Source organism: Hanstruepera ponticola (genome assembly GCF_012931685.1).
In the GTDB taxonomy this organism is placed as follows: Bacteria; Bacteroidota; Bacteroidia; order Flavobacteriales; family Flavobacteriaceae; genus Hanstruepera; species Hanstruepera ponticola.
Genome location: NZ_JABANC010000001.1, coordinates 549,908 through 564,163 on the forward strand (window position 1 = coordinate 549,908; position 14,256 = coordinate 564,163).

The window sequence follows — 14,256 nt, forward strand, 5'->3', positions numbered from 1 at the left end:
TCCACATTTGTATTTAACAAATAATTATAATCTCAAATTGTTTAATTGCTTATGAAATCCATGTATTTTTGCAAAAACAATGCCGAAACTACCACATTATGCTTTCGTTTTTTAAAGACTATAAATATTTTGGAATCGTATTCATGATTCTATCAGTGATTATAGTTGCTATTATTTTCAATATTCTTAATGTTGAAAAACCATTACCTATTTATCAACCTGCTATGGTTAATTCAGAATTGGTTGATTCTTCTTTGGTTGATGTCAGAAAATATCATAAAATAGCCGATTTCAGTTTAACAAATCAAAATGGAGAAATTATAACCCAAAACAATTATAAGAATAAGATTTATGTGGCCGATTTCTTTTTTACTACCTGCCAAACCATTTGTCCTATTATGACAGATCACATGTATGTCATTCAAAAAGAATTGAAAAACGATCAGGATGTCATGCTACTTTCTCATACGGTAACACCAGAAATAGATTCGGTTGCACAATTAAAAAAATATGCATTAAAAAAAGGGGTCAATGATTCAAAATGGAATTTAGTCACTGGTGATAAAAAACAAATTTACGATTTAGCACGTAAAAGTTATTTGGCTGTAAAAGATCAAGGTAATGGTGATGCCTATGACATGATTCATACTGAAAACTTTATGCTCATTGATAAAAAACGTCAAATTAGAGGATTTTATGATGGCACAAATCCTGACGAAATTAACCGATTAATTGAGGATATTAAAACACTTAAAAAAGAATATCAATAGTTTTCTAGCTTCAATTTTTTTACCCTAATATTTTGCTTTATTTTTGCTTCTTTAAAATCAATCTAAATAAGCTTGAGTATTACGTTAGCAGAAATAAAACGAGGTGAAAAAGGCATTATTGCTGATGTTTCATCAATTCACATCCCACTTAAACTGCTGGAAATGGGATGCTTACCTGGAAATTCTGTTGAACTTGTTCAGGTTGCTCCTTTTGCTGATCCTATGTATCTGAATATTAATGGTAGCCATCTAGCCATTAGAAAAGAAACAGCTATTCACATTTTAATTGAAATTTCCAATGAGTAAACAAATAAATGTTGCACTTATTGGTAATCCAAATACTGGAAAAACTTCAGTATTTAATGCCTTAACAGGTTTGAATCAAAAGGTTGGTAATTATCCTGGTATTACTGTAGAAAAGAAGGAAGGGATTTGTAAACTACCACGTGGCGTAAAAGCGCATATAATTGATTTACCTGGCACCTATAGTTTAAACGCCTCATCACTTGATGAAAATGTAGTTATTGAGTTACTTCTCAACAAAAATGATAAGGACTTTCCTGATGTTGCAGTTGTAGTAAGTGATGTTGAAAACCTTAAACGCAATCTCCTTTTATTTACTCAAATTAAAGACCTTCAAATTCCTACAATTCTAGTCATTAACATGGCTGATAGGATGACTTATAAAGGAATTTCATTGAATATTCCCTATTTAGAAGAACAGCTTGAGACAAAGATAGCCTTAATAAGTACGAGAAAAAATCAAGGAATATCAGATCTCAAAGATTTAATTACCAATTACAAAGAGCTTTCAACAAAACCGTGTTTAAATGCTTCTGAAATTGATATGGATTACTTTGATAATCTACGCAAAGCTTTTCCTAATCAACTTTTATATAAGCTTTGGTTAGTTATCACTCAAGATGTAAATTTTGGAAAAACGGATAGAAATGAAATTGATGCTGTTGCTGATTTCAAAACAAAATCTAAAGCCGATTTAAAACGCCTTCAGCAAAAGGAGACTATTAAACGTTATCAGTTTATTAATGACACCCTTAAAAAAGGCCAAAAAATCGATTTAAGTACGGCAAAAGACTTACGCATCAAATTCGATAGAGTTTTGACTCATAAAGTTTGGGGATACCTCATTTTTGGAATTATTTTATTAACCATTTTTCAAGCCATTTATGATTGGTCTAGTGTTCCAATGGATTTTATTGACAGCTTATTTGCTTCATTTAGCGAATGGACTAAAAACACCATGCCAGAAGGTGCTTTTACCAATTTAATTGCAGAAGGTATTATTCCGGGATTGGGTGGTATTGTTATATTCATTCCTCAAATAGCCTTTTTATTCCTCTTTATTTCAGTTTTAGAAGAAAGTGGCTATATGAGTCGTGTGGTATTTTTAATGGATCGTATCATGCGTCGTTTCGGTTTAAGTGGGAAAAGCGTTGTACCTCTTATTTCTGGTACTGCTTGCGCCATACCTGCAATTATGGCAACACGTAATATTGAAAGTTGGAAAGAGCGCTTAATAACTATTCTTGTAACGCCTTTTACAACGTGCTCGGCTAGACTACCCGTTTATCTAATTATAATAGCATTGGTAATTCCGGAAGGAAGGATTCTTGGATTAAGTTATCAAGCATTAACACTTATGCTTTTATACTTAATAGGTTTTGGTGCTGCTGTAGGTTCAGCGTATATATTAAATAAAATACTTAAGATAAAAAGTAAGACATTTTTCGTGGTTGAAATGCCCAACTACAAATTACCATTATTTAAAAATGTTGCTTTAACTGTTCTTGAAAAAACCAAATCGTTTGTTTTTGGTGCTGGAAAAATTATTTTGGCTATCTCTATTATATTATGGTTTTTGGCATCTTATGGTCCTGGTAATGATTTTAATAATGCTGAAGCTATAGTAACTGAACAATATGCCTCACAAAACATACCAGATGAAGATTTACAACAACATATCGCATCATATAAATTGGAGCATTCCTTTATCGGCATTACAGGAAGAGCCATTGAACCCGTAATTAGACCTTTGGGTTATGACTGGAAAATTGGTATTGCTATTGTAAGTTCATTTGCAGCTCGTGAAGTTTTTGTCGGCACACTAGCCACAATTTATAGTGTAGGAAGTGATGAAGAAGAGACCATAAAAAATAGAATGGCTGGTGAAGTAAATCCTATTCTTGGAGGACCACTATTCAATTTCGCCTCTGGAATTTCATTGTTGTTATTTTATGCATTTGCAATGCAATGCATGAGTACACTTGCAATCGTCAAACGTGAAACAAATAGTTGGAAATGGCCTATGTTGCAATTAATAATCATGAGTAGTTTTGCTTATCTTGTTGCTTTAATCGCCTATCAACTATTAAAATAGTTTTATTTATGAACACCGTTATTCAGAATATACTTGCTTTTACTACACTCATAATTGCTTTGACTTTTCTGATCTCTCGATTTATTTGGAAACCTAAAAAAAAGGCTGGGAAGAATTGCTCTGATAACAATTGCGGTTGTCACTAAACAGTATTTAACTTGTTTTATATTAATTACTTAAGATACATTACAGTAACAATAAGGTTAAATATTTAGCTTAAAAAGCTGAAAATCATAGCTCATTTTAACTAAACAGCAATTACTTTATTTTATTTTTCTTATTTAAAACCCTACATATCAGTTTTTTAAATTCTAATAATAAACTATAACTTGAAGTTGACAAAACTAGTCTTCAACAACAATTTGCAAAATATAATTCGCTTTTTTAATCTCTTTTCCAAATTCAGGATATGGAGTTAAATTAAAACCTTTTATTATTTTTTCACCAGAAATTATTAATTGTGATAAATTTCTAGTTAAGTAAGTAGTTGGTGTAATTTCGATAATTTTCTCCTCAATAAATTGAGCATCTTTATAAATAGCCACTAATACTTTAGCCTCTCCTGCTCTAACACAAGTAACATTTTTAGGGCACCTAGAATCATTTAGAACATCAACAAATTTGACAATATGGCTATTATACTCGTATTGATTGCCCAACAATAGTTTGGTCACAATAATAGGCGGTTCAGCTTTGGTGCTATCTTGGCCATGAACTGAAAATATACTACAAAAAATAACTAAATAAACAAATTGTTTCATATCACATAATTTGTTAGTCTTCATCTGAAATTATGCCAAATTAAGAATTCTTTTGCTCAATAAACTAATTTAACTATATTTGAATAATTTTTTAAGCTAACTTAAATTTTATTTAAAGCAAACGTTAATGTCAGTAGCAGTCGAGAATTTCATTAAAGCCATATATAAAAATGATAAGCAGGAGAATGATACCTCAACTGGTAATATCGCAAAAAAATTAGGTATATCCAATGCAGCTGTAACAGATATGGCTAAAAAATTAGCCAGTAGAGACCTTCTTTTTTACGAAAAGTATCAATCACTAGAACTCACAGAGAAAGGGTCTAAAATGGCTTTAAATGTAGTTAGAAAGCATCGTTTGTGGGAGGCTTTGCTTTACAAGTTGTTTGATATGTCTTTACATGAAATTCATAGGGAAGCAGAATTACTAGAGCATCAAACGTCAGATTTCTTGGCAAATAAAATCAGTTCTTATCTAGGAAATCCGAAATTCGATCCACATGGCGATCCTATCCCAAATGAACATGGCGACATAACAACAGATGATAATTCAATACCTCTTTCTAAAACCCAAGCAGGGAAATCATATATTATTTCGAGATTAATGAGTGACGATAAGGAGTTTTTTGATTTCTGCGCTCTACATGGCTTAAAATATGGAAATCGCATTATGGTCACTAATCAATTTCAAAACAACAAAATGACTCAAATTTCAATAAATTATAATACCATTCTATTAAATGAAGACTTTACCAACATTATCTACGTCAATGAAATCAACTAACACAAAAATTTATATTTTCATTGGTCTGTTGTTATGTTCCTTTTCGGCTTCATTGGCTCAAGAAAAGGAGTCAATCGGCGCTTTGGAAACAGATAGACCAGATGCTACTGAAGCGTCAAGCACAGTACCACAAGGCTATCTGCAAGTTGAAACAGGTGGTTTTTATCAAACTTTTGAAAAAAATCAAATTAAAACTGAAAACTTCACCTACAATACAACGCTGGTTAGATATGGGTTATCTGATAATTTTGAATTGCGTTTAGGATGGAATTTACAAGAAGATGTCACACACATAAACGGTCAGAAATTAGACAATGTTTTAAGTGGCTTTAGTCCATTGTTGCTAGGAATGAAAGTTTATATAACGGAAGAAAAAGGTTGGATCCCAGAAATTAGTTTAATAGGACATGTTTTTTTACCATTTACCGCAAGTACTGATTATAGACCAGAAACAACTGGTGTAGATTTTCGATTTTCACTAGCACATACCTTAAGTGAAAAATCTAGTTTAGGCTATAATCTTGGTATGGCTTGGGGAAATGATTCACCTGAAGCAAGTTATATCTATACTATTGCCTATGGATATAGCATTTCCGAAAAGTTTGGTGCTTATGTAGAATTATATGGTGATTTACCTGAAGATAGTCAAGCTAACCATTTATGGGATGCTGGATTAACATATTTAGTTTCTAACGATTTGCAATTAGATATGTCTTTTGGAACAAGTATTACAGAAGGTCAAGATTTATTATTAAGTGCAGGTTTGAGTTTTAGATTACCAATAAACAACAATCAATAATGAAAAGAATTACAATCATAACCATTCTATTTTTTGGAATCTTTAGCTGTAAAACGGATTCTAAAAAAACCGACAAACTCAATGTTGTCACCACAACTACAATGATAACTGATTTAGTTAAAAATATTGGAGGCGACCTTATTAATATTGAAGGTTTAATGGGAAGTGGTGTTGACCCTCATTTATACAAAGCTAGCGAAGGTGATGTAACTAAATTAGCTAATGCTGATATTATTTTCTACAACGGATTACACCTTGAAGGAAAACTAGTAGAAGTATTCGAGAAAATGGGAACTCAAAATATAAAAACTGTTGCTGTTTCTGATGCCATTGATAAAAACACTTTGATTGGTTCCGAATATTTTGCTTCTAATTACGATCCGCATATTTGGTTTGACATCACTTATTGGGAACAAGTCACACAATTTGTAGTCAACAAATTATCGGAAGCTGTGCCTTCAGAGAAAGATACTTTTAAAGCTAATGGTGACAACTATTTAAGTCAATTAAATAATTTAAAAACTGAAATTAATGCAACCATTAACTCTTTACCAAAAGAGAAACGCATATTGGTTACAGCTCATGATGCTTTTAACTATTTCGGAAAAGCCTTTGAATTTGAAGTTGTTGGGTTACAAGGTCTTTCAACAGCAACCGAAGCTGGAGTTCAAGACGTACAAAAATTAGCAGCTTTTATTATTGACAAAAAAGTGAACGCTATATTTGTGGAAAGTTCGGTGCCTAAACGCACTATAGAAGCCTTGCAAGCAGCAGTAAAATCGAAAGGACATGATGTTACCATTGGTGGTACATTATATTCTGATGCTTTGGGTAATGCTGGAACAGTTGAAGGTACTTATATTGGGATGTTTAAATATAATGTGAATACCATTGTTAATGCTTTGAAATAATGAGTAATAAAATAGCAGTACAAGTAGATGATTTAACAGTAGCCTATAATTACAAACCGGTACTTTGGGATATTGATTTAGAAATACCCGAAGGCGTTTTAATGGCTATTGTTGGTCCAAATGGCGCAGGAAAATCAACACTTATAAAGTCTATTTTAGGCATTCTAAAACCAATTGCTGGAAGTGTAAGCATTTATGGCAAATCGTATGACAAACAACGCTCTCTAGTTGCTTATGTACCACAAAAAGGTAGTGTGGATTGGGATTTCCCAACAACTGCTCTAGATGTTGTTATGATGGGAACATACGGAAGTTTGGGTTGGATAAAACGCCCTGGCCAAAAGCAAAAAAAAGCGGCACTCGAAGCTTTAGAACAAGTTGGAATGCTACCTTTTAAAAACAGACAAATCAGTCAACTTTCTGGCGGACAACAGCAACGTATTTTTTTAGCACGTGCTTTGGTTCAAGATGCATCCATTTATTTTATGGATGAACCATTTCAAGGTGTTGATGCTACTACCGAAATAGCTATCATTAATATTCTTAAAGCATTAAGAAAGGCGAATAAAACTGTAATTGTGGTGCATCATGATTTGCAAACGGTTCCTGAATACTTTGATTGGGTAACTTTTTTAAATGTAAAAAAGATTGCAACAGGTCCGGTTAAGGATATTTTTAATGATGATAACCTTACTAAAACCTATGGCATCAATTATAAAGTAAGTATTCATAAATAAAATTCCTGCGAAGGCAGGAATCTCAAAGCTATAAACCAAAAATAAGCATAATAGATTCCGCATCTAGTGCGGAATAACAAAATGGACTTGCTAGAATACATAGAACTCGTAATTAACGATTACACACTGCGCACCATTACACTTGGCACAGCTATTCTTGGTGCTGTTACTGGCATGCTTGGTAGTTTTGCCGTGTTACGCAAGCAAAGTTTATTGGGTGATGCTATTTCGCATGCAGCATTACCAGGCATTGCTATTGCGTTTTTACTTACTGGCGCCAAAGAAAGTAATACACTGCTTTTAGGTGCTTTGGTCAGTGGTTTGATAGGTACATTTTGGATTCGAGGTATTATAACAAAAACACATTTAAAATCAGATACAGCTTTAGGATTGATTCTATCTTTATTTTTTGGATTTGGAATGTTACTATTGACCTTCATTCAAAAACAACCAAACGCCAATCAAGCTGGTTTAGATAAATACTTATTTGGTCAAGCCGCTACTTTAGTTGAAAGTGATGTTTGGCTTATGGCAATTGTAACCGGATTATGTTTGTTCGTTTTACTCTTGTTTTGGAAAGAATTCAAAATTCTACTTTTTGATAAAGATTATGCTAAAACACTAGGTTTTAATACCAAAACTATTGACATACTAATAACTTCATTCATTGTACTAGCTATTGTTTTAGGCTTGCAAACCGTTGGTGTTGTTTTAATGAGCGCTATGCTTTTGGCTCCTGCTGCTGCTGCAAGACAGTGGACAAACAATTTAAGTGTCATGGTGTTTTTAGCAGCCTTTTTTGGGGCGTTTTCAGGTGTTTTTGGAACAGCAATAAGCGCCACTCAAAACAATCTATCCACTGGTCCTGTAATTGTAATTGTAGCTTCAGTTTTTGTCATGTTTTCGTTTATTTTTTCGCCCAATCGTGGTTTGTTGTTCAGACAAATTCGATTTATAAAAAATCGTCGTGATTTAGAATTACATAAAACCCTATCCTTTATGTTTAATATTGCTAAAACGCACGAGAATATTTCGCATCCACATACGATTAAGATTTTGAATAACTTTCAAGGCTACACAAAAGGAACACTAAAAAAATTAGTAGATAAAAACTATGTAACACTTAACGGAAATATGTGGAGTTTAACTCAAGAAGGGTTTGAAACAGCATCTAACTTATATAACCAACAATTTAAAAAAGATGAGTAGCGCACAACTTGAAATACAGCTTATTGCTAGTTTGGTTGCCATTGCGTGTGCTATACCTGGAACGTTTTTGGTGTTGCGTAAAATGGCCATGATTAGTGATGCTATTAGTCATTCTATATTACCTGGAATTGTTATTGGATTCTTCATTACACAAGACCTCAACTCGCCACTATTAATTGTTTTAGCAGCTTTGACAGGTGTAATTACTGTGGTATTAGTTGAGCAAATTCAAAAAACAGGATTGGTAAAAGAAGATACAGCTATAGGATTAGTCTTTCCTGCTTTATTCAGTATAGGTGTAATTATGATTGCTAAAAACGCTAATGATGTTCATTTAGATGTTGATGCTGTTCTTTTAGGTGAATTGGCTTTTGCGCCTTTTGACCGATTGCTAATTTCAGGTATTGATGTTGGTCCAAAATCTTTATGGATTATTGGTACTATTCTACTAATAACTGTTGGATTATTATTCGCCTTTTTTAAAGAACTGAAATTAAGCACCTTTGATGCTGGACTGGCAGCTTCATTAGGTTTCTCACCTGTGGCTATTCATTATGGTTTAATGACGGTTTCATCTATTACAACTGTTGGTGCTTTTGATGCTGTTGGTGCCATTTTAGTGGTCGCGCTAATGATTGCTCCAGCAGCTAGCGCTTATTTATTGACAACAGACTTGAAAAAAATGCTCTTTTTGTCAATTCTTTTTGGGGTGTTTAGCGCTATTTCTGGATATTGGGTTGCACATTGGCTCGATGCTTCAATTGCAGGCTCCATAACAACCATGTTAGGACTATTGTTTTTAGTTGTTTATTTATTTGCGCCTAGCAAGGGTTTGATAGCTGTTATGTACCGCGAAAAGCAACAAAAAATTGAAGTGTCGCTGCTTACCTTCTTGCTTCATTTAAAAAATCATAATGAAGAAAACGAACGACATGTCAATCATTTGAGAGAACATATTAATTGGCAAAAAATCCGTGCTAAAACTGTTGTTGATTTAGCATTAAAAAACAATATGATTACCATTGACAACCAAATTGTTTCCTTAACTGAAAAAGGTGATGATTTTACATCTCAAGCCATTGATTATATTATTACCAATGAAGATGCTCAAATTGAAGATATGAAAGACGACTTCTTTTTGTTTAGGGGTTAATTTATTCCTTTATCAATTTCCGTTTCACTATCCAAAAAACATCAGATTTGTAAAACTGTATTGAAGTTGGTATCACTCTATTAGATTTATCTCTAGGTGATTTGATTATAAATCTCGCTTCAGAATTATTAAAATTTAAGGTGTGAGTTTTAGTAATATCAGATTCGTTGACATAGAAATAAACAATATTATTTTCAAACATCCATTTTCCTTTACCATATTTGTCCCTTTCTGGAGGAATACCTCCATTATGTCTATCATATTCATGAAAGGTAAACGTTTCATCAGCATGTAAAGTTAATGTATCAACAATTACCGCATTACTAGATTCGAGTTTCAAAATGTATGTTCCCGCAATAGTTGTGGTTTGAGTAAAAGCAGAAAAACTAGATAAAAAGATTATTAAAGAAAATAGAAATTTCATAATAGTTGGTTTTTGTTTTCACCTATAAATCAACAATTATGCCGTTTATCTCGCACAATTCACGCACAAAAAACTTTCTGGGCGAATAAGAATTCTGCCTACTGGAATTGGGTTTTGACATTTTAAACACATGCCAAAATCGTCATCATCAACTTTTGATAAGGCGCGTTTTAAATTGGTGAGTTTAGTTTCGGCTTGACGCAATGAAGCTTCATTGACACTACGATTATTAATAGCATCCATTCTACTCACGCGACCAATGGCATTGTTAGGGGAAATGGGTTTGGTTAACGCTTTATAATCCGAGATTGCCTTTTCAGTTTTTGCTATTTCTTGAATAATAGTTTCTTTTATGACGCTCTTATCCATATTAAAACCTTTTTTCTTTTTGCAATTGTTCGTAAGCCTGCTGCACCTGTCTAAACTTTTCTTCAGCACCTTCACGATGTTCTTTACCTAAATGAATAACTCTATCCGGATGATACTTTTTTGCCATTTTCCGATAAGCTGCTTTTATTTCTGATACCGTAGCGTCTTTTGAAATTTCCAATATTTTATAGGCATTATCACTACTATTATAGAACATTGCTTTAATACTTTCGTAATCGCGTGAGCTAATACCTAAATAATTTGATATGGTATAAATTTGTTTAACCTCTTCTTCCGTGACATGTCCATCCGCTTTAGCTATTCCGAATAAAAAATGAAGCAGTTGTAATCGTGATGGATGATCCATCATTTGCCTGATTTGTAAACAAACCTGTCGTACAGGAATTTGCTGTTTATTGATGTTTTTAAACAACTTAAAAGCATGGTTTGCTCGTTCCTTGCCATACATATGCAAGAATTGCTGCCTGACAAAATCAAGCTCACGTTGATCTTGTTTACCATCTGCTTTAATAACAATAGAGGACAAAATCAACAAGCTCACTTCAAAATCACCTGACCGTGTTTGTGGACGAGACATACGTGACCTATATGTTCTACCTTGTTGACCTTGCTTATAAAATGGTTCGGCATCTTTATCTGAAAACGCATCCATAATACCACCTAAAGCCATGCCAATTATGGCACCAATTGGTCCACCAAACGACCATCCTAAAGCTGCTCCAATCCACTTTGAAAAACTCATGTACCTATCAATTTTATTTATGAGTAAATATACTATTTGTTAGTAGATGACGCATGGCATTTGTTACACAATTGGTATATTTGCATCATTGAAATATTAATCTTAAATAATTAAAATATATGTATCCAGCGGAATTAGTAAAACCAATGCGTGAAGATTTAACTAATGTTGGTTTTCAAGAATTACAAACAGCAGAAGCTGTTGAATCTGCATTGGCTAAAGAAGGAACTACGCTTATAGTTGTAAACTCTGTTTGTGGTTGTGCTGCAGCCAACGCAAGACCAGGAGCTAGAATGAGCTTACAAAACAGTAAAAAGCCAGACCATATAGTTACCGTTTTTGCTGGTGTTGACAAAGAAGCTGTAGATAAAGCGCGTGAACACATGGTACCATTTCCACCAAGTTCGCCTTGTATGGCATTGTTTAAAGATGGTGAGTTAGTTCATATGTTAGAACGTCATCATATTGAAGGTCGTCCTGCTGAATTAATTGCTGAAAATTTAGTAGATGCTTATAATGAACATTGTTAAAACATTTCAACTTTAAAAATAAAACCACGATTTTATCGTGGTTTTTTTGTGCTTTAATCTTATTAGTTAATTTTGTTTTTCAAACCCTAATACATGCGAAAACTACTTGCATATCCACTCACTGCTCTCTATGCATTTTTTTTTCTACTAACCCTTGTAGTGTTTCACCCAATTCAATGGTTTTGCTTTAACGTGTTGGGTTATAAAGCCCACAAAATAACTGTCGATTGGTTACAATTTTTCTTAATGCGCTGTCTAAATTTATTAGGAACTCGGATTACATTTACAAACAAATTTGATATTCCAATCAATCAGCCTGTAATCATTGTTGCCAATCATCAAAGCATGTATGATATCTCACCCATAATGTGGTATATGCGTAAGTATCATCCTAAATTTATTAGTAAAAAAGAACTAGGAAGAGGCATACCAAGTGTATCTTACAATTTAAGGCATGGCGGCTCTGTTCTCATTGACAGAAAAAACCCTAGACAGTCCTTACCTGCGATTATGAAATTTGGGGAATACATTGAAAAAAACAAAAGAGCTGCTGTTATTTTTCCAGAAGGCACACGAAGTAAAACAGGTAAACCCAAACCATTTCAAACTAAAGGGTTAGAAATACTTTTTAAAAAAATACCATCCGCTATTATAGTACCAATAACTGTAAATAATTCTTGGAAAATGTTACGCTATGGAAAATTCCCAATGGGAATTGGAAATCATTTAAAATTTCAAGTCCATGAGCCTATTAAATTGGCTACCTTTGTAGATAAGCAAGAATTAATCAAACAGATTGAAACTACGATTACTTCGAGTATTAATTATTAAAATTATCAATTATGTCTTTAAAAAATGTCCGATTGGAAGTTATGCAGTTTCTGGAAAAAGACGTTGACTCCTTAATAGAAAAATATTTAATTCCTGTTGAAAGTATTTGGCAACCTACAGACTTTTTACCAAACTCTGAAAAAGATGGATTTTTAGATGACGTAAAAGAAATACGTGAACTCTCTAAAGAACTTCCTTACGATTTCTGGGTGGTTTTAGTTGGTGATATGATTACTGAAGAAGCTCTACCCACATATGAATCTTGGCTTATGGATGTGGAAGGTGTTGACCAAGTTGGTCGCAATTCTTGGGGAAAATGGGTTCGTCATTGGACAGCAGAAGAAAACCGACATGGTGATGTGCTCAATAAATACTTGTACTTATCTGGTCGTGTAAATATGAAAGAAATTGAAAAAACCACCCAATATCTTATTGCAGATGGTTTTGATATTGGTACCGACCGTGACCCGTACAAAAACTTTTTGTACACAAGTTTTCAGGAATTGGCTACTTATATTTCTCATAACCGCGTAGCTAAATTAGCTAAAGATAAAGGAAACAAGCAACTGGCAAAAATGTGTAAAATCATTTCTGGGGACGAAATGCGACACCATCATGCTTATTGTGAATTTGTTGAGCGTATTTTTAAAGTAGATCCAAGCCAGATGATGTTGGCATTTCAACATATGATGAAATTAAAAATCACCATGCCAGCACATTTTTTAAGAGAATCTGGTGAAAGAATAAGCACAGCATTTGAAGAGTTTTCTAACACCGCACAACGTATTGGTGTTTATACATCGCATGATTATGTAGATATTTTGCAGAAATTGATTCAACGTTGGGAAATAGATAAAATTACCAACCTAACTGATGATGCCGAGAAAGCCAGAGATTACCTCATGAAGTTACCTTCTAGATTAACACGACTTTCTGAACGCATGAAGATCCCTGAAAACTCTTATCAGTTTAAATGGGTAGAACCTGCAATTTAAAACGAAATATTACTTATTTAAATAAAATTCCTTTCAAAAGCATGAAGGGAATTTTTAATTTTATAGCATGAGTAACTCACTTATTATTTTAAATACAATTGATTTTGTAAAAAAAGAACTAAAAGATGCCGAAGGCGGACACGATTGGTTTCATATTGAACGTGTTTATAAAAATGCGCTAAACATTGGCAGACATGAATCTGTTGATTTGGAAGTTGTCCAATTGGGTGCTTTGTTGCATGATATTGCCGATAGTAAATTTCATGATGGTGATGAAACCATTGGTCCCAAAAAAGCACGAGAATTTTTGTTTCAACAAAATGTATCATCAGAAGTTATTGAACATGTTGTAAAAATCATTGCTAATATGTCTTTTAGTAAATCTCTAGACAAAAATATTATCTTTACTTCTCCTGAATTAGAAGTTGTTCAAGATGCAGATCGTCTAGATGCAGTTGGAGCTATTGGGATTGCGAGAGCATTTAATTATGGTGGATTTAAAGATCGAGCAATTTACGATCCAGAAATAACACCTAACCTTAACTTAAGTAAAGCAGAATATAAAAACTCTACTGCGCCAACCATTAATCACTTTTATGAAAAGTTACTCCTTTTAAGAGATAAAATGAATACCAAAACAGGAAAGCGTTTAGCAGAAAATCGACACAAATTCATGATGCAGTATCTCGAGCAATTTTATTCAGAATGGGAAGGTGAGAAATAATTCCTTTTGCCATTAAAAAAGAACTCGTCAATTCGAGTGAATTTTACGATTGAAAAATTGCAAAATTAATATCGAGAATAGAGTTGTTTGATTATAAA

17 protein-coding genes are annotated in these 14,256 nt (G+C 33.2%); 13 read left to right on the forward strand and 4 right to left on the reverse strand.

Going from position 1 to position 14,256, the window contains the following annotated elements; all coding sequences use genetic code 11:
• Window positions 1-98 precede the first annotated feature (98 nt).
• The 3 genes from HGK31_RS02410 to feoB all read left to right on the forward strand — a co-directional run bounded on the left by HGK31_RS02410 (window position 99) and on the right by feoB (window position 3,168).
• On the forward strand, window positions 99-770 hold the full coding sequence (locus HGK31_RS02410) for an SCO family protein (protein ID WP_191858324.1): 672 nt from the start codon (window positions 99-101) through the stop codon (window positions 768-770).
• Window positions 771-848: 78 nt separating this feature from the next.
• Window positions 849-1,076: a FeoA family protein gene (locus tag HGK31_RS02415; RefSeq protein WP_394338526.1), complete on the forward strand. Its 228-nt coding sequence runs from the start codon at window positions 849-851 to the stop codon at window positions 1,074-1,076.
• A complete protein-coding gene (gene feoB, locus HGK31_RS02420; protein WP_191858325.1) occupies window positions 1,069-3,168 on the forward strand; it encodes a ferrous iron transport protein B in 2,100 nt (699 codons plus the stop codon). The genes HGK31_RS02415 and feoB overlap by 8 nt, the downstream gene beginning before the upstream one ends.
• A gap of 344 nt (window positions 3,169-3,512) precedes the next feature.
• On the opposite strand, the gene HGK31_RS02425 is transcribed toward feoB, so the two are convergent.
• Entirely contained in the window at window positions 3,513-3,929 is a 417-nt protein-coding gene (locus HGK31_RS02425) for a hypothetical protein (RefSeq protein WP_191858326.1), read from the reverse strand.
• A 127-nt stretch (window positions 3,930-4,056) separates the two neighbouring features.
• Here HGK31_RS02425 and HGK31_RS02430 point away from each other — a divergent pair, with 127 nt between their 5' ends.
• The 6 genes from HGK31_RS02430 (at window position 4,057) to HGK31_RS02455 (ending at window position 9,522) form a co-directional block, all read left to right on the forward strand.
• Complete coding sequence (locus HGK31_RS02430; RefSeq protein WP_104734996.1) at window positions 4,057-4,713, forward strand: metal-dependent transcriptional regulator; 657 nt, start codon at window positions 4,057-4,059, stop codon at window positions 4,711-4,713.
• A complete protein-coding gene (locus HGK31_RS02435; protein WP_233450950.1) occupies window positions 4,700-5,512 on the forward strand; it encodes a transporter in 813 nt (270 codons plus the stop codon). The genes HGK31_RS02430 and HGK31_RS02435 overlap by 14 nt, the downstream gene beginning before the upstream one ends.
• Entirely contained in the window at window positions 5,512-6,423 is a 912-nt protein-coding gene (locus HGK31_RS02440) for a metal ABC transporter solute-binding protein, Zn/Mn family (protein ID WP_191858328.1), read from the forward strand. Before HGK31_RS02435 ends, HGK31_RS02440 begins: the two co-directional genes overlap by 1 nt.
• A complete protein-coding gene (locus HGK31_RS02445) occupies window positions 6,423-7,160 on the forward strand; it encodes a metal ABC transporter ATP-binding protein (RefSeq protein ID WP_191858329.1) in 738 nt (245 codons plus the stop codon). Before HGK31_RS02440 ends, HGK31_RS02445 begins: the two co-directional genes overlap by 1 nt.
• 81 nt (window positions 7,161-7,241) lie before the next feature.
• Entirely contained in the window at window positions 7,242-8,369 is a 1,128-nt protein-coding gene (locus HGK31_RS02450; protein ID WP_104735000.1) for a metal ABC transporter permease, read from the forward strand.
• On the forward strand, window positions 8,362-9,522 hold the full coding sequence (locus HGK31_RS02455) for a metal ABC transporter permease (protein ID WP_191858330.1): 1,161 nt from the start codon (window positions 8,362-8,364) through the stop codon (window positions 9,520-9,522). The genes HGK31_RS02450 and HGK31_RS02455 overlap by 8 nt, the downstream gene beginning before the upstream one ends.
• A gap of 1 nt (window position 9,523) precedes the next feature.
• On the opposite strand, the gene HGK31_RS02460 is transcribed toward HGK31_RS02455, so the two are convergent.
• Genes HGK31_RS02460 through HGK31_RS02470 form a run of 3 tightly spaced genes read right to left on the reverse strand, consistent with a single transcriptional unit; the run spans window position 9,524 to window position 11,078 of the window.
• Window positions 9,524-9,946 carry a hypothetical protein gene (locus HGK31_RS02460; protein ID WP_191858331.1) on the reverse strand — a complete coding sequence of 141 codons (423 nt, stop codon included), beginning with the start codon at window positions 9,944-9,946 and terminating at the stop codon, window positions 9,524-9,526.
• A gap of 45 nt (window positions 9,947-9,991) precedes the next feature.
• On the reverse strand, window positions 9,992-10,315 hold the full coding sequence (locus HGK31_RS02465; RefSeq protein WP_191858332.1) for a TraR/DksA family transcriptional regulator: 324 nt from the start codon (window positions 10,313-10,315) through the stop codon (window positions 9,992-9,994).
• A 1-nt stretch (window position 10,316) separates the two neighbouring features.
• Window positions 10,317-11,078, reverse strand: coding sequence for a TerB family tellurite resistance protein (locus HGK31_RS02470; protein ID WP_191858333.1), 762 nt, complete (start codon window positions 11,076-11,078; stop codon window positions 10,317-10,319).
• A 119-nt stretch (window positions 11,079-11,197) separates the two neighbouring features.
• Here HGK31_RS02470 and HGK31_RS02475 point away from each other — a divergent pair, with 119 nt between their 5' ends.
• The 4 genes from HGK31_RS02475 to HGK31_RS02490 all read left to right on the forward strand — a co-directional run bounded on the left by HGK31_RS02475 (window position 11,198) and on the right by HGK31_RS02490 (window position 14,158).
• A complete protein-coding gene (locus HGK31_RS02475) occupies window positions 11,198-11,608 on the forward strand; it encodes a BrxA/BrxB family bacilliredoxin (protein ID WP_191858334.1) in 411 nt (136 codons plus the stop codon).
• A gap of 93 nt (window positions 11,609-11,701) precedes the next feature.
• Window positions 11,702-12,439 carry a lysophospholipid acyltransferase family protein gene (locus HGK31_RS02480; protein WP_191858335.1) on the forward strand — a complete coding sequence of 246 codons (738 nt, stop codon included), beginning with the start codon at window positions 11,702-11,704 and terminating at the stop codon, window positions 12,437-12,439.
• 11 nt (window positions 12,440-12,450) lie between these two features.
• Entirely contained in the window at window positions 12,451-13,434 is a 984-nt protein-coding gene (locus tag HGK31_RS02485; RefSeq protein WP_191858336.1) for an acyl-ACP desaturase, read from the forward strand.
• Window positions 13,435-13,501: 67 nt separating this feature from the next.
• Entirely contained in the window at window positions 13,502-14,158 is a 657-nt protein-coding gene (locus HGK31_RS02490; RefSeq protein ID WP_191858337.1) for an HD domain-containing protein, read from the forward strand.
• Window positions 14,159-14,256: the final 98 nt, after the last annotated feature.

Bases quoted from the DNA above. Each gene is read 5' to 3' on its own strand.
- HGK31_RS02470 (WP_191858333.1), bottom strand. From the start codon at position 11,078: ATGAGTTTTTCAAAGTGGATTGGAGCAGCTTTAGGATGGTCGTTTGGT.
- HGK31_RS02425 (WP_191858326.1), bottom strand. From the start codon at position 3,929: ATGAAACAATTTGTTTATTTAGTTATTTTTTGTAGTATATTTTCAGTT.
- HGK31_RS02490 (WP_191858337.1), top strand. From the start codon at position 13,502: ATGAGTAACTCACTTATTATTTTAAATACAATTGATTTTGTAAAAAAA.
- HGK31_RS02455 (WP_191858330.1), top strand. From the start codon at position 8,362: ATGAGTAGCGCACAACTTGAAATACAGCTTATTGCTAGTTTGGTTGCC.
- HGK31_RS02460 (WP_191858331.1), bottom strand. From the start codon at position 9,946: ATGAAATTTCTATTTTCTTTAATAATCTTTTTATCTAGTTTTTCTGCT.
- HGK31_RS02485 (WP_191858336.1), top strand. From the start codon at position 12,451: ATGTCTTTAAAAAATGTCCGATTGGAAGTTATGCAGTTTCTGGAAAAA.
- HGK31_RS02410 (WP_191858324.1), top strand. From the start codon at position 99: ATGCTTTCGTTTTTTAAAGACTATAAATATTTTGGAATCGTATTCATG.
- HGK31_RS02445 (WP_191858329.1), top strand. From the start codon at position 6,423: ATGAGTAATAAAATAGCAGTACAAGTAGATGATTTAACAGTAGCCTAT.
- HGK31_RS02480 (WP_191858335.1), top strand. From the start codon at position 11,702: ATGCGAAAACTACTTGCATATCCACTCACTGCTCTCTATGCATTTTTT.
- HGK31_RS02440 (WP_191858328.1), top strand. From the start codon at position 5,512: ATGAAAAGAATTACAATCATAACCATTCTATTTTTTGGAATCTTTAGC.
- HGK31_RS02475 (WP_191858334.1), top strand. From the start codon at position 11,198: ATGTATCCAGCGGAATTAGTAAAACCAATGCGTGAAGATTTAACTAAT.
- HGK31_RS02435 (WP_233450950.1), top strand. From the start codon at position 4,700: ATGAAATCAACTAACACAAAAATTTATATTTTCATTGGTCTGTTGTTA.
- feoB (WP_191858325.1), top strand. From the start codon at position 1,069: ATGAGTAAACAAATAAATGTTGCACTTATTGGTAATCCAAATACTGGA.
- HGK31_RS02450 (WP_104735000.1), top strand. From the start codon at position 7,242: ATGGACTTGCTAGAATACATAGAACTCGTAATTAACGATTACACACTG.
- HGK31_RS02430 (WP_104734996.1), top strand. From the start codon at position 4,057: ATGTCAGTAGCAGTCGAGAATTTCATTAAAGCCATATATAAAAATGAT.
- HGK31_RS02465 (WP_191858332.1), bottom strand. From the start codon at position 10,315: ATGGATAAGAGCGTCATAAAAGAAACTATTATTCAAGAAATAGCAAAA.